The 22,128-nt window shown below is 61.4% G+C and carries 15 protein-coding genes; 6 read left to right on the top strand and 9 right to left on the bottom strand.

The genetic code is table 11. The features are described from left to right. The first annotated feature begins 193 nt into the window (after positions 1-193). Positions 194-2,965, top strand: coding sequence for a TonB-dependent receptor (locus QNI87_RS06595; RefSeq protein WP_300595396.1), 2,772 nt, complete (start codon positions 194-196; stop codon positions 2,963-2,965). Positions 2,966-3,108: 143 nt separating this feature from the next. Here the strand turns inward: QNI87_RS06595 and QNI87_RS06590 are convergent, their stop codons facing one another. Genes QNI87_RS06590 through QNI87_RS06575 form a run of 4 tightly spaced genes read right to left on the bottom strand, consistent with a single transcriptional unit; the run spans position 3,109 to position 7,899 of the window. Next, entirely contained in the window at positions 3,109-3,615 is a 507-nt protein-coding gene (locus tag QNI87_RS06590; protein WP_300595395.1) for a hypothetical protein, read from the bottom strand. Beyond that, positions 3,608-6,370: a 2Fe-2S iron-sulfur cluster-binding protein gene (locus tag QNI87_RS06585; protein ID WP_300595394.1), complete on the bottom strand. Its 2,763-nt coding sequence runs from the start codon at positions 6,368-6,370 to the stop codon at positions 3,608-3,610. The genes QNI87_RS06590 and QNI87_RS06585 overlap by 8 nt, the downstream gene beginning before the upstream one ends. After that, entirely contained in the window at positions 6,367-6,636 is a 270-nt protein-coding gene (locus QNI87_RS06580; protein ID WP_300595393.1) for a sarcosine oxidase subunit delta, read from the bottom strand. The genes QNI87_RS06585 and QNI87_RS06580 overlap by 4 nt, the downstream gene beginning before the upstream one ends. Positions 6,637-6,648: 12 nt before the next feature. Beyond that, a complete protein-coding gene (locus QNI87_RS06575; RefSeq protein WP_300595754.1) occupies positions 6,649-7,899 on the bottom strand; it encodes a sarcosine oxidase subunit beta family protein in 1,251 nt (416 codons plus the stop codon). Positions 7,900-8,036: 137 nt separating this feature from the next. Between QNI87_RS06575 and QNI87_RS06570 the strand changes: the two genes are divergently transcribed. Beyond that, positions 8,037-9,047 carry a membrane dipeptidase gene (locus QNI87_RS06570; protein ID WP_300595392.1) on the top strand — a complete coding sequence of 337 codons (1,011 nt, stop codon included), beginning with the start codon at positions 8,037-8,039 and terminating at the stop codon, positions 9,045-9,047. Between the two features lie 17 nt (positions 9,048-9,064). Here the strand turns inward: QNI87_RS06570 and QNI87_RS06565 are convergent, their stop codons facing one another. Then, positions 9,065-10,546: a M81 family metallopeptidase gene (locus tag QNI87_RS06565; RefSeq protein WP_300595391.1), complete on the bottom strand. Its 1,482-nt coding sequence runs from the start codon at positions 10,544-10,546 to the stop codon at positions 9,065-9,067. Positions 10,547-10,570: 24 nt separating this feature from the next. Then, positions 10,571-11,713 carry a DUF819 family protein gene (locus QNI87_RS06560; protein ID WP_300595390.1) on the bottom strand — a complete coding sequence of 381 codons (1,143 nt, stop codon included), beginning with the start codon at positions 11,711-11,713 and terminating at the stop codon, positions 10,571-10,573. Between the two features lie 112 nt (positions 11,714-11,825). Here QNI87_RS06560 and QNI87_RS06555 point away from each other — a divergent pair, with 112 nt between their 5' ends. After that, positions 11,826-13,394, top strand: coding sequence for a serine hydrolase (locus QNI87_RS06555; RefSeq protein WP_300595389.1), 1,569 nt, complete (start codon positions 11,826-11,828; stop codon positions 13,392-13,394). Between the two features lie 19 nt (positions 13,395-13,413). Here QNI87_RS06555 and QNI87_RS06550 read toward each other — a convergent pair whose 3' ends face one another. After that, on the bottom strand, positions 13,414-14,112 hold the full coding sequence (locus tag QNI87_RS06550) for an XRE family transcriptional regulator (RefSeq protein WP_300595388.1): 699 nt from the start codon (positions 14,110-14,112) through the stop codon (positions 13,414-13,416). Between the two features lie 131 nt (positions 14,113-14,243). On the opposite strand from QNI87_RS06550, the gene QNI87_RS06545 reads away from it, so the two are divergent. Continuing rightward, positions 14,244-15,524: an MFS transporter gene (locus QNI87_RS06545; protein WP_300595387.1), complete on the top strand. Its 1,281-nt coding sequence runs from the start codon at positions 14,244-14,246 to the stop codon at positions 15,522-15,524. A gap of 38 nt (positions 15,525-15,562) precedes the next feature. Then, on the top strand, positions 15,563-17,428 hold the full coding sequence (locus QNI87_RS06540) for a serine hydrolase domain-containing protein (RefSeq protein ID WP_300595386.1): 1,866 nt from the start codon (positions 15,563-15,565) through the stop codon (positions 17,426-17,428). 21 nt (positions 17,429-17,449) lie between these two features. Here QNI87_RS06540 and QNI87_RS06535 read toward each other — a convergent pair whose 3' ends face one another. Then, positions 17,450-19,288, bottom strand: coding sequence for a prolyl oligopeptidase family serine peptidase (locus QNI87_RS06535; RefSeq protein WP_300595385.1), 1,839 nt, complete (start codon positions 19,286-19,288; stop codon positions 17,450-17,452). A 356-nt stretch (positions 19,289-19,644) separates the two neighbouring features. On the opposite strand from QNI87_RS06535, the gene QNI87_RS06530 reads away from it, so the two are divergent. Continuing rightward, positions 19,645-20,886 carry an alanine racemase gene (locus tag QNI87_RS06530; protein ID WP_300595384.1) on the top strand — a complete coding sequence of 414 codons (1,242 nt, stop codon included), beginning with the start codon at positions 19,645-19,647 and terminating at the stop codon, positions 20,884-20,886. On the opposite strand, the gene QNI87_RS06525 is transcribed toward QNI87_RS06530, so the two are convergent. Beyond that, positions 20,883-22,106 carry a glycine C-acetyltransferase gene (locus QNI87_RS06525; protein WP_300595383.1) on the bottom strand — a complete coding sequence of 408 codons (1,224 nt, stop codon included), beginning with the start codon at positions 22,104-22,106 and terminating at the stop codon, positions 20,883-20,885. The two genes, QNI87_RS06530 and QNI87_RS06525, sit on opposite strands and share 4 nt — an antisense overlap. Positions 22,107-22,128: the final 22 nt, after the last annotated feature.

The following is a 22,128-nucleotide window of genomic DNA, read 5'->3' as shown; positions in this document are numbered from 1 at the left end:
TGACGAATAATTTGACAGACGTCTGATTAATTGCGATCCTGATTGTGTTGAGGGACTGAGGTAAGGGGGAACGGCGAGGCAGGCTGGGCGCGGTCTTGGGACCGAATTTCTGAGCAAGAGATGCCAGCCCACGAACTCTTCCAACAAGCCTTCCAGATTGGGGAATCAAGAAGACAACGATCAAAGGGGAGAGATGATGCGTTGGCAATTGCTCAAGTGTGGCGGCTGGCTTCTGGGAGCGTCGTTGGTCGCCATGGGATCCGGGCTTCAGGCCCAGCAAACACAAGACGATACAGGGGAGACGCAATCCGAGCAGGAGAATGAAGGGATCGTCGTCACCGGCACGTTGCTGGGGCAACGCGAGTTCGGCGCAACGCCAATCAATGTCATCTCGCGAGAAGACATCGAGACCCAACCGCGCAGTTCCGTTGGCGAACTGCTCAATCTGGTTCCTGCCTTTGCCGGCAGCGCAGTGTTCACGGATGCGCAAGCCAATGGTCAGTCCGGCGCGGCAACGATCAACCTTCGCGGCCTCGGACCACGCGCTACTCTGGTGCTGCTGAACGGCCGCCGGATCGTGGATAGCGCGGAGGCAAACAACGCCAACACGGTCGCGGTTGACGTCAGCACGATCCTGCCGGCGATCATGATCGAACGGCTGGAAGTCCTCAAAGACGGGGCGTCAGCTACCTACGGAGCCGACGCTGTCGCCGGTGTTGTCAACTTCATCACGCGTGACGATTTCGAAGGTGTCGCGTTGGACGTTACACACAACAACCTTGATGGGGTGTCGCATGAAGAGACCGTTATCGGCGCGATCATCGGGCAACGCTTCGGCGATGTGCACTTCGTGGCCGCCGCCGACTACATGAACCGAACGTCGTTCGATTTTCGCGGCTATAACGAGGTCGATGAATTCCTGACGCAGAACAATTTCGAGAACGGTTCGCTCTCCAGTTTCGGCAATCCTTCGAGCTATCGGCTGATCCCAGGCGAAACCTACAATGCCTCGGTGCCCGCCAGCTCGCTCCCCGACCGCTTCATCCGCGATCCGCTGTGCGAGGATGAGAGCCTGGGCGGGCCTGGTCCGGCAGGGATCGCGGGCTTTCTTGGACCGCCGTCGAACAATAATCAGATCTGTCGGACGGACCTTCTGCTTGCGCGAGATTCAATCGCCGCATCGGAGCGGATCAATTCGTACGCCGCGATCACGATTGACGCCAGCGCGTCGCTTAAGCTCGGGGTTGAGGGCACATTTTCGAAGAACGAGCTGTCGCGCGCCGGTGGCTTCGCGTTCCCTGTGTTTGGCTCGATACTCGTGCCTGAGGAAAACCCTGGAAACACGTTCGGCGGCGATGTCCTGTATCGCGGTCGGCCCAACGGTCCTCCGAGCGGTGAGCCGTTCATCTCGCTCGCCGACACGGAAACCTGGCGCATCACGGGATGGGCCGATGGCGACATCGGCGCAAGCGATTGGTCTTGGAGCGCCAACCTTACCTATTCCGAGAACAGCACCGTATCGAGCACGCGCGACACGCATGTGGAACGGCTGACGAACGCCCTGGTGGGGCTGGGTGGACCCGACTGCGATACTGTAAACGGCACTCCCGGTGTGGGCGATTGTCAGTACTTCAACCCGTTTGGAAACGCCTATCTGGCTTCCGAGGGCGATCCGCAGTTCAATGATCCCGAACTGGTCGAATACATCACCCCGCGCGCGATCAACTTTGCGGATTCGGACCTTCTGGTTGGCACCGCAGTGGTCCGGGGGAGTCTATTCGAGCTGCCTGCCGGAGCCGTCGAAGTGGCCGTGGGTTACGAGTACCGCGACACTTCTCTCTCACGCACGTTCAACGATCTCAAACTTGATGGCGCTTTCGGTTTTGTCTCCAGCGAAGTGCCTTTTTCGGGCTCTATCGACAGCCATTCGGGCTTCTTCGAAGCGAAGGCGCCGATCTTCGAAGGGTTCGATCTGAACCTTTCGGGCAGGTACGAGGACTACGATGCCTACAGCAGTTTCAACCCGAAGGTCGGCGCATTCTGGACGATCAACGACGTTTTGGCTGTCCGCGCTTCCTGGGGAACTTCCTTCCGCGCGCCGGGGCTGATCCAGCTATTCGGCACCCAGACCGGAACTCAGCAAGTGAACCAGCCAGGTTTCGGTATTCTGCAACCTCTGCTTCTGACGCAACCAACCCCCGACCTTGATCCGGAAGAGGCCGATGTCATCAACGCCGGGCTGGTCCTAACACCCGCTCCGGGTCTCAACATTGCGTTGGACTATTGGAACATCGATTTCACTGGCTTGATCGTGCTCGAGAACGCCCAGGACGTGGTGGACGATTTCGTCGCCTCGGGCGGCGTGACGAACGCCGACCGCGTAACGACCTTGCCCGGTGGGGAGATCGTCGCGATCGATGTGAACTGGATCAACGCATCCTCGCTCAAAACCGACGGGTTCGATTTCTCCGTCAACTGGGACGTTGACACCGCCGCGATACCGGGCGCGCTCTCTTTTTTCGCCGGAGGATCCTGGACGAACAGCTATGACTTCAAGGCGAACGCCAACGCTCCCGTGGTAGACGGCGTCGGTCGCACCAATGACATCGCAGCCGGGGGATCGGACTTCGGGATTCCGGAGTGGCGCGGCAATTTCGGCGCCTCATGGGGGCTCGATGGACACTTCATCCAAGCGGTCTATCGCGTTACGGCAGGCCTCACCAACGATCTGATCCCGGATGATGACCCGCGCCAGGACACCTCTGACGATCAACGGGTGGACGTGCTTTACAGCTACTCTTTCGAAGCCGGTCGCAGCCCCATCACACTGCGCGCCGGGGTGAACAACCTGTTCAATCAACTTCCACCCTTCCAGTCGGGTGCCAGCTTCATTCCGATCAATGCGGGCTCTTATGATCCACGTGGGCGGCAGTTCTTTCTCGGGCTGAGCGTAGCGTACGAATGAAGCTGGGGGGAGAGGGCAGGCCCGCCCATAGCAGGGATGGGTCTGCCCTCGACTTTCGCTCGGCAAATCGTGGGGCGGTGGATGTCCTTGCAGTTTCCGAGAATCCGATTGTAATCCGCCCGTGAGGGCACCGCTCATGGAGCCTAAAGCGCTCTTCCCCACCAGAGCCGAAAGTGTCTTTCGTAAGCGCGATCGATGATCAGCAAGTGGTCGCGCTCAAACGAGGCGACCACGACGGCGGTCTGTCCCATCCGCGTTCGGGCGCAACGGCCATCATCGAATGCGTCCGCCGGCAGTCCGGTGAGCCCGCTAAGAATATCCGGGTCACGCGCGAGGCGAAGGCGCACTAGCCGGTCGCTTGCGTCGCTTAGCGCATGGGCGATGCCTGCTGGTGCGCCTTCAATTCGCGACCTCCAACCCCCGACATCGCCGTCGCAGAAAAGAAGCCATTCCGCCGGTCCGATCGCCATGGCGCTCTCGGTCGCCAGCCCCATTTCCGGCAGGCGAAGTTTCGCTGTCAGCTCCTTGTCCGCCCTGGCGAGCTTCAGGTGCAAGACAGCACCGCCTGTGCAGGCCGTGAGCACCGGCTCCGTTCCGCCCCAGTCGACTTCGGTCGTTTCTTCGAACGCTATCCGGGCCAGATCATGCATTCAGGCGATCTCCTTTCGGATCAAGCGCGACCGGCGAGGTGATGGTCGCGCGAAGGCGTTTTCCCATGTCATAGAGTTCGATCTCCTCGCCCAATCGCGCCTGCCCCGCGCGGACCAGAGCAAGCGCAATCGGTCTGCGAAGCGTTGGGCTGAAATACGAAGAGGTGACATGCCCGTCAGTCGGCCCGGGCACCTGTCCTTCGGGCGCGAGCACCTGCGCGCCAACATTGAGAAATGCATCGCCGCTATTCAAACCGACAAGCTGCAAACGATCGGCTCTTCGCCCATCCTCGCGCAGCAGCGAGCGCCGGCCGACAAAATCGGATGTCTTTCGCTTGAGCGGCCCGGCCATCCCCACATCCTGCGGCTGCGTGGTGCCATCGGTATCCACGCCGACGTGGAGATAGCCTTTCTCGGTGCGCAGGATCATCAACGCTTCGATCCCGATGGGACGCGCGCCCAGCGTCAGGATCTTTTCGGCCAACGTGCTTGCATGGCTGGCAGGCACATTGATCTCATAGCTCGCCTCCCCGGTGAAGCTGGCGCGCAGGATCCGCGTCGGCAGGCCGGCGATTGTGCCTTCGCGCCACTGCATGTGTTTGAAGTCTGTAAGGTCAATATCCGTGTCTAGCTGATGGACGATATTGCGGGCCTCCGGACCGCTCACCGTCATGACCGCCCATTGATTTGTGACCGGCAGGATCGCGACGTCCAGATCGGGCCACTCGCATTGGTGCCATTCCTCCAAATGCGCCGCGATCCGGTCCGCTCCTCCGCTCGTCGTGTGCACAAGGAAGCGCTGTTCATCGATCCGCACGAAAACGCCATCATCCATGATGATCCCATGTTCGTCGAGCATCAGGCCGTAGCGCGCGCGCCCTGGCTTCAGGCTCGACGCCGTGCCGACATAGAAACGATCGAGGAAGGCACCGGCGTCCGGGCCGCACACTTCGATTTTGCCGAGCGGCGAGCCATCGAAAAGCGCCGCGCCGGTGCGTGCATGGATCGCTTCGCTTTGGGCTGCTGTTTGCCAGTCTTCGCCACCGCGTGGGTAGGCGGCGGGCCGCAGCCATGGTCCATGCTCTTCCATCAGCGCGCCCTGCTCAAGGTGCCAGCCATACGCGGGCAGATAGCGGATAGGCGCGAAAGTCATCCCGCTATCCGGCCCGGCGAGGGTGCCCAGTGTGACCGGACTGTATGGTGGACGGAAGCGTGTGGTGCCGACCTCGCCGGGCGCGCGCTGCGTGTGCTCGCCCATGATCGCGAGCCCGTTGACATTCGAGGTCCGACCCTGATCGATCCCCATCCCTAGCGTTGTGTAGCGCTTCAGATGCTCGACCGAGCGGTAGTCCTCGCGCGCCGCGATAGCGATGTCCTGCGCAGTGACATCGTTGGCGAGGTCGACGAATTTCTTACCCGGACCTGGGACCTCCCAGATGGGGTCGATGTTGTAGTCGCCCCATTCGCCTGCCGCTGCTCCGACAAGGCTGATTTGGCCATCATCCTGCTGCGGGACGAAGGCGGCGAGATCTGCGGTATAATGCAGCTTGCCCCCCATCTGGGAATAGAGGTGTGCAGTTGGTGTCCACCCGCCCGAAACCGCCAGCAGGTCGCAGTCGAGAGCGCCAGCACTTGCGCCTGATCTTGAGAGGAGGTCCACAGCCTTCACACGGCGTCGACCTTTTGCGCGGTGCACCAATGTACCGGCCTTAAGCGCGACGCCTTCCGGCGGCTCGGCTGGATCTGAGCGGGCATCGACGATGGTGACCTCAGCGCCAGCATCCCGCAAGACCTCGGCCACCGGCCAGACGCTGCTGTTGTTGGTTGCTAGCACCACCCTTTGACCGGGCAGCACGCCAAACCGTACGACATATGCATGAACGGCGCTCGCGAGCATGACGCCGGGCCGATCATTGTCCGCAAAGACCATTGGTCGTTCGATCGCACCGGTTGCAAGGACGGTCTTCCCGGCTCGGATGAGCCAAAGGCGCTCGGCATATGTGCCATCAAGGCAATGCTCGACTGCGGCGAACATTCCATGCTCGTAGGCACCGAACACACATGTCCTCGTAAGGATGCGGACATTGCCCATCGCGCGCAACTCGTGCTCGATGGCTCGGCAGGTGTCGGTGTCGCCGCGCCAGAGCGCCGAGCCACCCAAAACGAAATCAGTTTCGGCCAGGATGACATCGCGGCCCTGTAATGCCGCCTCGCGCGCCGCTGCGAGGCCACTCATGCCGCCCCCGATCACCAGCACATCGCAATGCGCGCGTCGGTGCTGATAGCGGTCAGGGTCGGGGCCGGTCGGTGCTTCTCCAAGGCCGGCGGCGTTGCGGATCGGTCCTTCGAACAGGTGCCAATGCGGCCATTTGAAAGTCTTGTAGTAGAAGCCCGCACCCAGCAAGGGCCCCGCCAATTGGTTGACGCTGCGCCAATCCCATTCGGGCGAAGGAGCGCAATTGACGCTGTGGGCCTCCATTCCGTCGGCGAGTTCGATCTCGGTCAGCTTGAGGTTTGGCCGCGCTGACGCGCCTGCGCCGAGTGTGACCAACCCGTTGGGCTCTTCCAGCCCGGCGGCGTAGAGCCCGCGCGGGCGATGATACTTGAAGCTTCGCCCGACCAGATCGACGCCCGCTGCAAGCAGGGCCGAGGCCATGGTGTCACCCGGATGCCCCGAATATTCACGGCCGTTGAAACGAAAGGTCACAGTGCGGTTGCGGTCGATCACGCCGCCGGTGGGCAGGCGACGGCTCACAGGTCTGGCCGTTGCGCGTCGATGAGGTAGCTCATCTCGATTGTGTGGGTTGCCGTGTTGCGGACAAGGTTGAACCACTGGCCGCATCCAAAGCGGTGGTGCCAGCGCTCGAATGCAATCCCCTTCGGATTGTCGCGGTAGAAGAGGTATTGCGCCCACTCCTCTGCGCTGCAATCGAGGCGGGGGCGCACGAGATGCGCTTCGCCGCCCCACACGAATTCATCTTCGTCGCGCAGGCCGCAATGGGGGCAGGGAATGCTCAGCACGTCGCGCCCCTTCTAATGCGCGATGCCGGATGCGGCGGCTTCGTCGATCAGCGCGCCCTTCTCGAACCGGTCGAGTGCGAAAGGCGCGGTGAGGGGATGGTGTTCGCCGGTCGCGATCGTATGGGCAAAGCACCAGCCGCCGCCCGGGATTGCCTTGAACCCGCCAGTTCCCCAGCCACAATTCAGGAACACATTGGGGATTGGAGAGCGACCGAAGATCGGGCTGGAATCCTTCACCACATCCACCGTGCCCGCCCATTGGCGCAACAGCCGAAGGCGCGAGAAGGACGGGAACAGCGTGAGCACACCCGCGAGGATCCGCTGCGCGGTTGGAAGGTTTCCGCGTTGTCCGTACGAGGTGTACAGATCCAGTCCTCCGCCGATCACCAATTCACCCTTATCCGATTGGCTGACATAGACCGCAGCGGCGGGCGAGAGCACGACCGTGTCGAGCACCGGTTTGACCGGCTCGGTCACCATCGCCTGCAAGGATAAAGAATCGATCGGCAAACGCAGGCCGAGTTGTTTTGCGAGTAAGCTTGAGTTGCCCGCAACGGCGAGGCCAACGGCCCCGGTTTTAATGCGTCCGCGGCTTGTCTGTACCGCTGTGGGCCCTTCTGGTCCGATCTCGAAGCCTTCAACCTCGCAATTCTCGATGATATCGACACCCATCGAAGAAGCCGCGCGGGCATAGGCCCAGGCCACCGCGTCGTGCCGGGCGGTGCCGCCGCGCTTCTGTACGAACCCGCCGAGGATCGGAAACCGGGCTTCCTCAGAAAAGTCGAGCGCCGGGGCCAGCGATCGCACGCCTTCGCGATCGAGCAACTCGCTGTCGACCCCGTTCAATCGCATAGCGTTGGCCCAGCGCCGTTGCGCTTCGAGATCGTGTCGACTGTGGGCCAGCGTTACCATCCCGCGTTGGCTGAACATGATGTTGAAGTTGAGTTCGCGCGAAAGCCCTTCGTAAAGCTTGACCGAGTGGTCATAGAAGCGCGCGCTTTCGGGGAAGAGATAGTTCGATCTTACGACCGTGGTGTTTCGTCCAGTGTTGCCGCCGCCGATCCAGCCCTTTTCGAGCACGGCAACGTCGGTGATGCCATGGTTCTTGGCGAGGTAGTATGCCGTGGCTAGGCCATGCCCGCCTCCCCCAACGATCAGCACACTGTAACGCGCTTTGGGACTGGTACTCCGCCATGCGGCCGGCCAACCTTTTTGGTCCGTCATCGCCTGTCTCAGCAATGTGGCCGCCGAATAGCGATACATTTGCGACGCGTCCTTCATGCCTGCCGAGCCGCACCCTTCAATCGCCCGGCACGACCGCTGTATAGACGCGATTTTCCAAATGGAAATTTTTTCGTATACTCCCGGTCGTATCTTCGCCCGCTTGCCTAAGGGATTCCATGGTTGAGACACTTTTCCGTGAGCAGAGTTCGGCGAACGACCTACTAGCCGATGCGATAGTGTGGGATAATCACGCCTGCATGCCCATGGACATGCATGACAATCTGGCCTTTCTCCCCAAGCTGGAGGAGGTGTGCGAAGCAGGCGTTACCGTGCTCAGCATCAATATCGGCTATGGCGAAGTCTCGCTTTCCGATCACTTCGCCTTGGCCGAGCAGATGCGGGCCTGGATCACCGCGCATCCCGACCGTTTTATGATGATCGATAAGGCCCGCGATGTGGCGGAGGCGAAGCGCAGCGGTCGACTGGGCATTGTCTTCGACATCGAGGGTGCGGCACCGCTCGCGGGCGATCTCAGCCTGGTCGAACAGTTTTATCGGCGCGGAGTTCGGTGGATGCTGCTCGCATATAATCGGCGCAATTGGGCTGCGTCAGGCGTTCATGATGACGACGTTGGCCTCTCGCAGGATGGCTATGATCTTATCCGCGAAATGGAGCGGGTCGGCATGGTTGTGTGCCTCAGCCACACAGCGCCGAGATCGGCGTTTGATGCCCTGCGCTACGCCAAGAAGCCGATGATCTTCTCTCATTCGAACCTTGCGCGCCTCGCACCGCATCCGCGCAATATTTCCGACGATCTCGCTCGGGCTTGCGCGGACACGGGCGGGGTCATCGGCGTGAACGGGCTCGAAATCTTTCTGAATGGGGGCGTTACAGCCGAGCGTCTCGCAGACCATGTCGAGGCGCTGGCGCAGGTCGTTGGTATCGATCACGTCGGGATCGGATTAGACCACGTATTCGACATTCCAGGCCTCGAGCGTGAGAAGCAGTCGATGATCGGGGCCTTCCCACCTGACTGCGGGTATGAGACGCCAACCCGATGCTTCCCTCCAACCAGGATCGATGAGATCGTGGAAGTGCTGCTCCAGCGTGGATGGCATGGTGATGATCTGCACAAACTGCTCGGCGGCAATTGGCTGCGCGTCGCGCAGAAGTGCTGGGCGACATAAGCCCGCGACCGTTTCTGTCAGTTTGCCGGAAACGGCCCGATCGGTGGCTCCTCCACTTTCGGCCAATAGTCGAGCTTACGCTTCGTGTATGGCATCGACATGAAATCCGCGCGCAACGCGCCGGGGGTGTTGATATAGACCACCTCATCGGCGATCGGTTTGAATTCGGCGTGAAAATGCTCGATCGATTTGACCACACACAGCCGCTTTGTTGACAGGTCGATCCCATGGTCGGTGAACGCCGCCGGATGGAAGGTCTGGTTGCGCAGGCTGCTGATGATGACGTCAACGCCTTCGAACTCGATCCATACGCTGGTCCCGAACGGGCCCGGGATGCCGCCGAGACCGGGGGGACAATGATCTTCGATGATGCTGCGGATGATGGCGCGGCCGTCGACGGGATCGCCCGAGGCGGTGGAGCATTTGCCGCCAACGCGAAGGTCGAGTTCTGCGCCCACTCCCGCGTTTCGGCAGATATCGACCGCTGTCATGTCCCAGACCACGCCGACGGCTGCGTCTTTCACCCCGCGACGCACCAGACCTTCAAGCACAAAGCTGCTGTCGGACGGCGCGCCGCCGCCGGCGTTGTCGGCCATATCGGCGCCCACGATCAATCCCTCGGGTGCCTTGGGCAAATAGTCCACCAGTTCGTCGACAGTCAGCTGCGGAATGCAGCCCGCTTCCCGCAGACCCAACGCTGCGCGGCGCCCCCATTCTTCCGCGAGCCTTTCCGCAGCTTCGGCATCGCCGTCGGTCGTCACCCACAGTTTCGCACCGACCGTGGGGACGTCAGCCCATGGGAAACCGTGCACGAACGAGATGTTGAGCGCGGTCCCGTCTTGCTCGGCCGCCATCATGTCATCGACAAAGGCGCGTACGTCTTCCTGCCCGGTTCGCCATTGGCCCATCATGTTGCAGTCATAGGCGCGCGTGACCGGCTTTATCTCGCCCATGGCCGCCCGGACCGCGAGTTGGAACAACTCGGCCGCGCGCGCACCGGTATCAGTATGCGGATATTCCTTATAGGCGACGAGAAGATCGGAGTGGTCGAGTATTTCTTCGGTGAGGTGCAGATGCAGGTCCAATTCAACTCCGATAATGCAATCCGGGCCTACGATCTCGCGCACCGCCGCCAGCAAATCGCCTTCGCAATCATCGACGCTGTCCGATGCCATCGCTCCGTGTAGGCACAACAGCGCGATATCGAGCGGCATCGCGGCCTTGAGGTCCTCAATTATCATGGCCTTGAATTCCTCGTATACGACGTCGAGCGTGCGCCCGCCCGGCGCGCAGAAGGCGCAAAGGCTTTCGTGAAATTCCGCGCCCGCCTGCTCCGCCATTCCTTTCCAGAGCGCGAGAAGGGGGCCGAAAAGCGTTCCAGAGTCAGGATCGGACCCTGTTCCGCGTGCTATGACGTAGTCTTCCCATGCAGATCTACCGCAGGGGAGTGGCGCGAAAGTATTCGTCTCAGTAACCAGAGCGGCGCCAAAGATGCGCATCGTCTTTCTCCTGCAAGAAGTGCTCTAAATGATCCCGGCGACCATCCGGGCGACCGCGAGCCCCCAATAGGTGCCAACAGCGTAACCGATTAAAGACGCGGCGACGCCTGGAACACGCAGATCATGCCGCCCGATAGCCTCTGCCACGGCGAGCGCGGTCGGCGGACCGCCAATGGCTGCTTGAGAGGCGACCACCATGACGTCGCTATCGGCCTTCATGAACCGACCGGTGACATAAAGGAACACAGCGTGGGTTGTGAACATCACGGTGACGAGAACAATCAACGCGACAGCGAGGTCTTGCGCAGCCGCGACCGCCGCGATCGAAATGTCGGCCCCGATCGCCGCGATGAACAGGTAAAGTGCGACAATCGCAAGCGGCTCAACCTTGATGGCAAGCTTGCCCAACGGAGTCTGCGCGGCGGCAAGCGCGACGGCAGTCAGCCATAGCAGCGGATGCCCCCATGGCATCAACTGGGCGAGGAAGTCCGAAAGCGCTATCGCCGCAACCAGGCAGGCTCCGACGATGGCCAGTTCCAGCGGCGTCGCTGCTGGAGCTTCGGCCGACAGGCCGTCATCATCAGCGATCCCGTTCTTGCGTTTGCTCCAGCTCATGCGCCTCAAATAAGGGGCGGCGGCGACCGATACGATTAGCCAAAGGGCCGTCATGGCGGCGTCGACTGCGAGCGCTACCGGATAAATGCCACCATCGCGATTTACATCATAGACCGCAGCGAGCGAATTGAAGTTAACGCTGCCGCCATTGTACGTTCCGGTGAACATTCCGGCGAGAGGGATAAGGTTCTTTCCGGTAGGTGCAACGACAAAGGGAAACAAAGCCGCGACCAGCGCACCGATCCCGATCGCGAAACATCCTCCCAGGAAGAATAAGAGCATCGGGCCACCAGCGCGCTTGAATACCCCCAGATCGACCTGCAACAGCATCAGGAAGATCGCCGCCTGCAACAGTGGGCCAGAGACCAAACCGTACGCACCGGTCTCGCTGCTTGAGGGCATCAGTCCAATATTGACGAGCAGGGCAACCAGAAACAGCGCAACCACTGGCGGGCTCAACCATGCCATCGACTTGAAGCGGCCCGAACCGAAGGCAATGGCCATAACCGCGAATAGGCCACCGATCGCCCAGAGCCCCGTCCAATCGTCCATAAATCGCTGTCGCCTCCTCAGAGAACGGTTGCGGCAGGCGAGGCCGAGTGTAAAGTATTTTTCGTATCAGAGAATATGACCAGACAGAGTGTCGGTCGGTTGGAGGTCATCCGTGCAAAGAGTTTTGCTGGCGCTCGCCCTGTTCCTGTTCCCGGTGGCGAGCATCGCTGCGCCGCCAGAGGACATCGCGCAACGGATCGAGATGATCCGGGCGGCAACTGGAACACCGGGCGCTTCGGTGGTCATTGTGGAAGGGGATCAGACCGTCTTCCTAGAGGGCTTCGGTGTGGAACGGATCGATCGAGACACCCCCGCTGATGCTAATACGCTCTTCCCGATCGGCTCGAACACCAAGGCGATGACAGCGGTCACGCTGGCGCTTCTGGTGCAGGACGGAGTTATAAATTGGGACGACCGGGTGATCGATCACATCCCTTGGTTCCTGATGCATGATCCCTACGTCACGCGTGAAATGCGCGTGCGTGACCTGCTAATCCATTCGAGCGGGCTTTCGCTCGGAGCCGGAGACCTAGCATTTTACCCCCCCACCGACTTTACGCGCCGCGAATTTGTCGAAGTGTTGCGGCACCTTGAGCCCCAATACGGTTTCCGGAGCCAGTTCGCCTACGACAACATCCTTTATGTTGTCGCTGGCCAACTGGTCGAGGAAGTAACGGGGAAGACGTGGGAAGCCTTCGTTCGCGAACGCCTGTTTACACCGCTCGGCATGGGGCGCACGGTCGCGAACAGTGACATGCTTCCGGCGACCAACCACGCCTCTCTGCACGCCCGTTTCGGCTCGGGAATGCGGGGCGAAGGCCCGATGCGCTTGCTGTTCGAGGCGGCGGGAAATGACAGCGTCTCGGCTCCGGCGGGAGATGCATGGTCGTCGGCCGGAGATTATGCCGCGTGGCTCAAGCTGGTGCTCAACGATGGCAAACTGGAAGACGGCACACAGCTTTTGGCTCCGGGAACGATCCGGACGCTGATGGCGCCGCACACGCCGATGCGAACGTGGCAATGGACCGGGCCGGAATCAGTCGCCAGCCCGCGCTACCGGTTCTACGCGCTGGGCTGGATCGTCTACGATTATCGGGGCGCGCTGATCGCCAATCACGGGGGCGGGGTCGATGGCGGACGGTCGCGTCAGGTCGTCATTCCGGAAAAGAATGTCGCCTTCATGATCATGACCAACGCCGAGGAGGGCGTTCTGATCGATGCGGTCACGAACACACTGCTTGATCATTACATCGGTGCCGAGCCACGCGACTGGCTGAGCATATTTCAGCGACGGCAGGCCGAATGGCTTGCCTCGGCCAAGGCCGAAGTAGAAGCGGCTCAGGCTAACCGGCCAGAAGGCGGCACGCCCGCGCTCCCGCTCAGCGCCTATGCCGGGACCTATCGCGACAAGTGGTACGGCACGGTGACCATCTCAGAAGACGCCTCCGGCCTATCGATCTCCTTCGATCGCACTCCGCGGCTCAAAGGGCGTCTTGAATACTGGCAAAACGGAACGTTCATCACCGACTGGACCGATCCCGACAGCGAAGAGGCCTATCTCACCTTCATCCTGTCGCCCGAAGGGAAAGTGGAGCGGATTAAGGCCCGCGCGGTGTCACCGATTGCAGACTTCAGTTACGACTACCATCACCTTGATTTGCGACCAGTTGCAGCTGACTAGGTGCCGAACTCGATCGGCTCTAACCGTTCAACTTCGTTGGATCGGGAGCGCTGTCACCGAAGGCATTGACGAACAGGATTCTGGCCGGCTCGTCGCTCACGCTGAGGAAGGCGTGTCCCATGCCGCTATCGACATAGAGGCCTTCCCCGGCTTCCAGTGTTTCGGGACTGTAGAGTTCGGTGTGCACTTCGACCGTGCCTGAGAGCACCATCACAAACTCTTCGCCATCGTGGCGCGAAAGCGGTCCGAACTCTTCCAGTGTCCTGGCTTTGAGCTCGGCCAGAACCGGCGTCATCACTTTGCTACGCAGATTGCTGCACAGATATTCGTAATTGTAATTGCTGTTTTCCATCCGCTCGCCGCTACCCGGGCGCGCGAGGCTGAAGCGACCGCGCACCATGTTCGGTCCGTCGGGTCTGCTCTCATGAACGTCGGTGATGAATTCGGACAGGCTCAATCCAAAAGCCTGAGCGACCTTGATAAGCCTGTCATAGCTGAGCGCCAGCGTTCCATTCTCGATCTTGGAAAGGGTGGAAATCGCGATACCCGATCGTTCCGAGAGGTCTTTCAGATTCCAGTCGCGGTCATGTCGCATAACCCGCAATCTGCGGCCCAGCTTGCGCGATTCTTCCTTTTCCGCTTGCGACGAAACGGCGTCTGCTGTGGTCTCCTTCTGGCCCGAACCGGACACGGACTTTTTGCGTCGTACGGTCGTCATATGGGCCCTATAAATCCAGACCCTGGTGGCTGTCGAGTTCTCGTTTGGGCACAGCCCTCAACGAGCCCGCAATTGCCAAGCTCCCGCAACGTCGATATTCTCGGATTGGAAAATGGAGCTGTGGGGCCAGTATGTCATCAAGTGAAAGCGGGGCTTCCTCGAACATTCGGCTGTTCTGGATTAGCTGCGCTTCGCTGACGGCGGTTGCGTTCAATTTTGCGGCGATTGGCGCGGCGATGTTCTCCTTTCGGCAAGATTTCGGTCTCACCAACGCCGAAACCGGCTGGATTGGCGGTGCCGGAATATGGGGCATCGCGGTTGCGCAACTGGTTTTCGCCCCGTTCTGCGACGCCTTCGGCCCGAAACGGCTCCTATGGTTTGCGTTGGCCGGACACCTGGCTGGCGCGGCGACAATGATCGGGGCCGATGGCTTTGCGATGTTGTTTGTCGGCGCCCTCGTTCTCTCGGTTGCCAACGGCCTTGTGGAGGCGGCCTGCAATCCACTGGTTGCCACTATCTATCCCGAGCGCAAGGCGGTGATGCTCAACCGCTTCCATTTGTTCTTCCCGGGCGGGATCGCTGCGGGCGGCCTGCTGATCCACATACTGGCGCAAATGGATGTCGGCGGGTGGCGCGGTGCGATCGCCGTCACGCTGGTGCCGACCCTCTTCTATGGAGCGTTGCTGATCGGGACCCGCTTCCCGCAAACCGAGGTCAAGAGCGCAGGTCTGACGGTCGGCGACACTTTGCGAGCCCTGGCGAAATCGCGATTGCTCTGGATTCTGCTCTGCCTGATGGCGATCACCGCGAGCCTTGAGCTTGCGCCCAACCGCTGGATCCCTGCTGTGCTCGAAGCCGGCGGCATGGCCGGCATTCTCGTCCTCGTTTTAATCAACGGCATCATGGCGGTGCTGCGCGCGGTGGCGCCGGGCGCGATCTTCGCCCGTGTGCCGCCGACGCTCTTTATGGGCGTATCATGCCTGGTGACGGCGTTGGGTCTGTGGCTGCTCAGCTCCGCTGATGGCACGGCCGCCGTCCTGACCGCCGCCGTTATCTTCGCCTTCGGTATAGCGCTCATGTGGCCGACCATGATCGGGCTGGTATCGGAGCGCGTGCCGCAATCGGGAGCGGTTGGCCTCGGCCTCATGGCGACGGTTGGCTCCGCTGTCGTAGGGCTCATCGCGACGCCTCTACTCGGTGGTCTCGTCGATGCTCGGATGGCGACAGCTGACGCGCTCGATCCGATTGCAGAGAGTCGCGCCGGGTTGGAGGCCATCGGAGTGCTCGTTCCGTTCGCGATCTTTGCCAGCTTCGTGTTCTTGTCGATCTATTGGCGTGACCGGACGCGGGGCGGTTATCAGGCGGCGGTCGATCAGGCCCGCTTGAAAGCTATGGCTTCCTCTGCGCCATAGTAAGCCGTTCAATCCCCTTCCTGGAGACATTTGTGCCTGTGACCCGCAACCTCTTCCTGCCTTTGGTTTCAGCCGTCCTGTTATGGATTGGCTTTTCGACCTCAGCGCTCGCAGCTGAGCCTGAGCTTGAAGATAGTCGCATCTCCGACGGCGCGAATGGCGATGGTCCCTTGCGTGCTGAGGATATCGCGCAGTGGGTCGAAGAGCGCATCGCCAGACCACTGGATGAGCGCAACGCGTCCGCGGCTATGGCGGTGATCGTCGAAGATGGCGACGTTCGTTTGGCGCAGCAATACGGTGCGCGTGATGCGATCAAGGGTGAACCGATCGGACCGGATGACCAGTTCATCATCGCATCGGTTACCAAGACCTTCACCGGGCTGGCGATCCTCAAGCTGATCGAGGAAGGCAAGATCGCCGCGCTGGACGATCCGGCCAATCGCTATTTGGAACGCTGGAAGATCCCGGCACCCTATGGCGATGAAGTTACGATCGGCCAATTGGCGGCGCATAATGCGGGCTTCGAGGGACCCGGCTTTGGCTCTGCGACCGGCACCCAGAAGAATGTTCCTGCCTCGCCCCAGTTTCTGAACAGGATGATGCCCACCGTCGTGCGTCGACCGGGGAGGGATGTGAGCTATGCCAATTACGGGATCGTGGCCCTGGGTATCCTGATCGAAGACGTCAGTGGGATGACCTATGCCGACTATGTCCGCACCCGCTTGCTCGAACCGCTCGGCATGGACAATACCATCGTCAATTACGATCCGACCGGTGGGCCCGCGCTGCTCCATCCGGTGATCTGGGACGAAGACGGCGAACGCTATCCGCCGCGCGTGATCAACGATCCCTACAATGGCCCGGCGGGCTCTATCCAGACCACCGCGAACGATATGGCGACGTATCTCCAGGCCCTCCTGGGGCACCGGCCCGATGTTCTTTCACCGGAATTGCTCGCCGCGCAACGTGCCCCGTTGGCCACCAATGACGTCCGTTTGGAAGAGGCGGGACCGGGCGTCTTTGCGACCAACTTCAACGGGACGAAAGTATACGCTCATGGGGGGCTGTTCGTTGGCTTCCGGACCAGTCTCGCTTGGGCACCTGACAAAGATGTTGGCGTCTTCATCGCCTATGCCGGCGGGACGGATGCGTTCGGCAGCACCGATTCCAATCCCGGCATTGCCACCGACGTGTTCATGGAACTGGTGACGGGAAAGCGGCAACCGCTCAAGCCGCTGGCTAAGCCGCTGACGGACGTCCAATCGCTGGTTGGCGACTATCAGGGCGCGCTGCGCGCCATTACGACGCGCGAGGCGATCTACGGCATGACGCGCGCGACCAAGGTGCGCGTGGGCGACGACGGCCGTCTCACGATCAACGGCGATCCATACGATGAGGTCGCTCCCGGACTCTTCCAGGGCCCACCGCGCGGCGAGCGCCCACCGTGGTTGATCAGCTTCCAAGAGGGGCGAATGAACTTCACCAAGTTCGTCGATTACAAGGTCGAGGGCCTGGCCAACCCGAATGTGTTCATGCCGACAGCGCTTGCCTTGCTGGCGCTAGCAGCCACTGGCCTTGCCGGCCTCGTCGGACGTGGCCCATCACGTTGGGCTTCGACTGGCATCGGCCTTGCCGCCATCGTCGTGGCGGCAGTGCTCGTCTGGCCGCTTTACACCGACTTCAATCCCACCTTCGAGCTTTTCGCCGGATCGACCTGGCGATGGGATATCGGGAGCGTTGCGGCGTGGATATGGTTGATCGCAGGGTTCTTCGGCCTTGGGCTAAGTGTGGTCGATCGCCGACGAGGATCGATCGGCAGCCTAGCACTTGTGCATCGGCTTTTGGTGAGCGTTGCGGCACTCGGATTGGCGTGGTTCGCAGCCGGCCTCAATTTCCTCTGGTGATCCCAGCCCTGTGCGGCGCGTTCAGTCCTCGGCGGCAAGGTGCGCTTCGAGCCACTCGGCACTGCGCGTCAGAACACGCAGCCAGTTATCGTGGCGCAGGAAGCCGTGTCCTTCTCCAGGCAGCATCATGGTCTCGGCCGGGACGCCCTGGTCTTGCAGAGCGCGGTGGAGCCAAATGCTCTCCTCGGCGAGCACCTGCCTGTCATCGTCGCCGACGATCAGAAGTACCGGGGACTGCCAGGTATCGACGTTCCATAGCGCCGAACTCTCGCGTGCCAGCTCCAGCGTTTCCTCGGTGATGCCCCACGGTGTGTAGTTAAGGTCGGGTTTGTCGTCGCGGCGGATCCAATTGGTCCAGTCGGCGACCGGGTGCCAGACCACAGCCGTCTTGAACCTATCGCTATGCCGCGCGAGCGCGAGGGCCGAGAGGTGCCCGCCATATGAGCCGCCATAGACGCCGATGCGCGCGGCATCGACATCGGCGCGGCTAAGCAAATATTCCTCCGCCGCCAGCACATCCTGCAGTTCCGCAGCGCCATGCGGACCATAGCCCGGCGCATTCCGAAACGCCTGGCCAAAGCCGATGCCGGTGCGGAAGTTGACGGCGAGGACATTCATTCCCCTCTGCGCGAGCACCTGATTCATCGCGTAGGTGTAGCTGTAATAACTTGTCCGGTGCCATGTCGGCATCATTTGGCGAGGCGGACCACCGTGCAAGAAGATTGCAGTGGGCGCGGGACCGTTCACTCCCTGAGCCTTGAACAGTGTTCCAGAAACTTCTGTCCCATCTGCTGCGGTGAAAGTGACGACTTCGGGGACCTGGAATCCTCTGGCGGGCGTGGCAAGCGAGAGGATCTCGACACCGCCTCCCTCCTTCCACGATGCAACCCGGTAAGGAATTGCCGCATCGGCGAACCGGAACAGCACTTGCCCTGTATTGCCTATCGCGGTGCCATCGACCGCCGCCGCTTGAGGGGGGCTGATCCGTCGAAACTCGCCCTCGCTATCCAATAGCGCGACATCACGGCGGTAGATGTCATTACAATTCGACGAGACAATCAGTGTCTCCGGGCCCCTATCAATCTTCTCGACATCGCATTTGCCAAAGGTAAGCTGGCGCTTGTTGCCTTGCGCATCGGCTTTCCAGACATGGCTATACCCGGTTTCATCAGACAGGAAGGCCACTTCGGTCTCGCTCAGCCAGAGCGGCGCCTTCCCATACTGTTCGGAGCCGTCGCGCGCGGGTGTGCGGTATGCCTCATTCGCCGAGAGCGTTTCGACATCGCCGATCCACACCGAATATGGGAAACCGGTCATCACGTCGTGCACTTCACCGCGTCGCATTTGCGGTCTGCGAAGAAAGGCGATGCGGCTGCCGTCCGGTGAGAAGGAGGGGTTTCCGTCCCGCCCGAAGCTTGGCGCGAGCCAACGCACGCGCTCATCGCCGATCCGCCAGATGCCGATGAAGCTGGTTGCGCGCCGATACGATGTGAAGGCAAGGGCCTTGCCATCGGGCGACCAAGCGACCTCGGCCAAGCCTGGAATACCGGGTAGGGGAGATTGCTCTTCGCCCAGTGTTCCGTCCCCGCCCAAGCTACGCAGCCGCAGCTGTCCGCCTGCGCGGTACGCGACCATCGTCGATTGCGGTGAAAACGATACCCCGCTGCCGCCTTGTGCCAGCAAGATCGGCGATCCGCCTTCGACTCGCGCAATCCAGAGCTGCTGGATCAAGGGCTTTGCAAGGGCGGCGGGATTGGGGGTCTTGCCATTGGGCACGTCGCTCGGCCCCGTCCGCCAGGAAATCCAGCGCCCATCAGGCGAGAGCCTCGGGTCGCGGATCGTGTCCCCAGTGTCTCCCACCAGCACCGCAATGCGTCGCGGCGTGTCCCCGGGCTGTTTAACTACCCATAGCGCCTCCGACCCTTTTTCGCGCGTGGTCCAGGCGACGGCAGCGGAGGCGGAGGATGCAGCGATGCGACTGGTAAAGACGCTACCTGTCGCCGCTTCGATCATTCGAGCGACTTCGGAAGTTCCAGTCCTCGTTTTATGCCCCGTTGCCGCCTGAGCCATCACTTTCTCCGACCCTGCGAGCAGAGGCGTAAAAGCCAAAAAAGCGACAAGAGCCAATCGGCTGGCAGGCATGGCTTATCTCCCGTAGCGTGCGGGCAGGATAGGTGCTATTTTCGGATCGGAAAGTAAAGATCGGAGTCGGAAAAATGGGGTCGCGGCGCACGCTTGAAATCAAAAGGCGCGAGGCGTTGATCGGGATTGCTGGTGCGGCGGCGGTCCCTCTTTTGCCGTCCGATTCCGTCCTCGCGGCGAATGACGGGGCGCTTGCCAATGCTGATCCGCGCAAGAGTTTCGATCCGTGGGTCGAAGTCAGTCGCACGCGGCTCGAGAGCAACGCAAACTCGATCTTAAGCCGGTCGAAAGGCGCTAAGCTGATGCCGGTGATTAAGGCCAATGGTTACGGCTTGGGCGCTGCAACTGTTGCGCGAATGTATGATTCCATGCCCGGTGTGCAGGGATATATGGTGGTGCGCCCGCACGAGGCCTTTGAGCTTGCCGAGCTGGGTCTGCGCAAGCCCATCCTACTGATGGCACCGGCCAGCCAGAACGACAGTATAGCGCTTGCGCGCGCGGGTGTGCATCTGGCGATGACGCTCAAGGATACACCGGAAACGGTGAGCGAGATTGCGCGCGCGGTGGGCCGCCCGATTTCCGTGCATCTGGAGGTCGATACCGGCATTAATCGTCAGGGCATCCCATGGCGGATCGCGGGCGAACGCGCGAAGGAGTTGGCCGCTTCGGGAGCGGTTCGGATCACTGGCACGGCGAGCTATTTCGTCACCCCGCCGGGCGATCGCCCTCAGACCGAGGCCTGGCAGCCGGAATTGGAGCAGATCGAGCGTTTCGAAGGCGTGCTCGCGGCGATGCGAACGGCGGGGATCGACCCGGGGGTACGGCACATGGTGAGTTCGCGCAGCCTGTTCCAATATCCGCAGGCTTATTATGACGCGGTTCGGCTCGGCATTCTGCCCACCGGCAGCTATCCGACTGCCGAAGCGCGGGCCAGCGGAAGGGTGGATATCGAGCAATCCTTCGAAGTGAAATGCCGTGTTGCCCAAGTGAGTTGGGTGCCACCCGGCGACACAGTCGGTTTCCAGAAGCGCCATGATCAGCCGAACGGGACTTGGGTCGCGACGGTCCTTTCAGGATCGCCCGGAGGATTGCCAAGCGACCGGCAGGTCTGGGTTAACGGGCACTTGCGGCCGCTGTTGATGACCGGGCCGCGGCTCTACACTCTGGTCGATCTCGGGCCCGAACCGATCGCCAAGATCGGCGACGAAGTGATCATGACCGGCCGGGCCGATCCTTCGATAACCGCCGAGGCTCTCGGCAATCCCTGGTATCTCTATGTTCTGGCGGATCGTTTGCCATCGGTGGCCGTGGCCTAGGCAAGGGCCGCGCGCGCTTCGACGAAGGCGGCAACTGCCTGGTCGATCTGGCCGGGCGTGTGGGCTGCCGAAAGCTGCACCCTGATCCGGGCCTGACCGCGAGGCACAACGGGAAACGAAAACCCCGTCACAAAGATGCCGTTTTCAACGAGGCGTGCGGCCATGCGCTGCGCCTGTGCGGCATCGCCGAGCAGGACCGGCACGATCGCATGATCGGCGCCGAGCAGTTCGAACCCTTCCCGATCCATCGCGCCGCGGAAATGGGCTGCGTTTTCGGCAAGTTGTGATCGCAGCGCGTCGCCTTCGTCGCTTGCGGCGATCTCGATAGCTTTCAGCGCGCTGCCACACACCGCCGGGGCCAATGCGTTGGAGAACAGATACGGCCGCGCTCGTTGGCGCAGCAGATCGATCACGGGCTGTGCTGCGCAGATGAACCCGCCCATCGCGCCGCCCAGAGCCTTGCCATAGGTGCCGGTGAGGATGTCAATCTTGTCCCCCACGCCCTTGAACGGGCCACTGCCTCGCCCGCCCGGACCGATCAGGCCAGTCGCATGGCAATCATCGACCATGACCAGCGCCCCGTAGCGTTCGCCCAGTGCCGCAATTTCATCCAGTGGCGCGATTATCCCGTCCATGGAAAACACGCCGTCGGTCGCGATCAGGACGGTACGCGCGCCGTCTTCACGGGCCGCCTTCAACTGCGCTTCGAGGTCGACCATATCGGCGTTCGCGAAACGATAGCGCTTTGCCTTCGATAGTCTAACGCCATCGATGATCGAGGCGTGATTGAGACTGTCGGACACGATTGCGTCCTGCGCGCCCAGCAGCGGTTCGAACACCCCGCCATTGGCGTCGAACGCGGCGGCGAACAGGATCGCGTCATCGTAACCAAGCCAGTCCGCCGTTGCGCGCTCAAGGCGCTTATGGAGGTCAAGCGTGCCACAGATGAACCTGACGGACGCCAAGCCACTACCGCGCTCTTCGATCGCCTCGATTGCGGCCTGAGCCACGCGCGGATCGCCCGCGAGGCCGAGATAATTGTTGGCGCAGAAGTTGAGCGCCGCCTCTCCATCGACGATCACCTCCGGTCCCTGATGGCTGGAGATTACGCGCTCAGGCTTGGTCAAACCCTCGCTTTCGATGCCTGATAGCTCGTACCGGATGCGGTCGATGAACTCGGCGTGCGAGCTGTGCTTCGAGCGGGCTTCGGTTTTCGTCATACGCGCCTTTCCTTTCGGAAAA

The organism is Erythrobacter sp., assembly GCF_030066995.1.
In the GTDB taxonomy this organism is placed as follows: Bacteria; Pseudomonadota; Alphaproteobacteria; order Sphingomonadales; family Sphingomonadaceae; genus Erythrobacter.
This window is presented reverse-complemented; position numbering and strand designations above follow the sequence as displayed.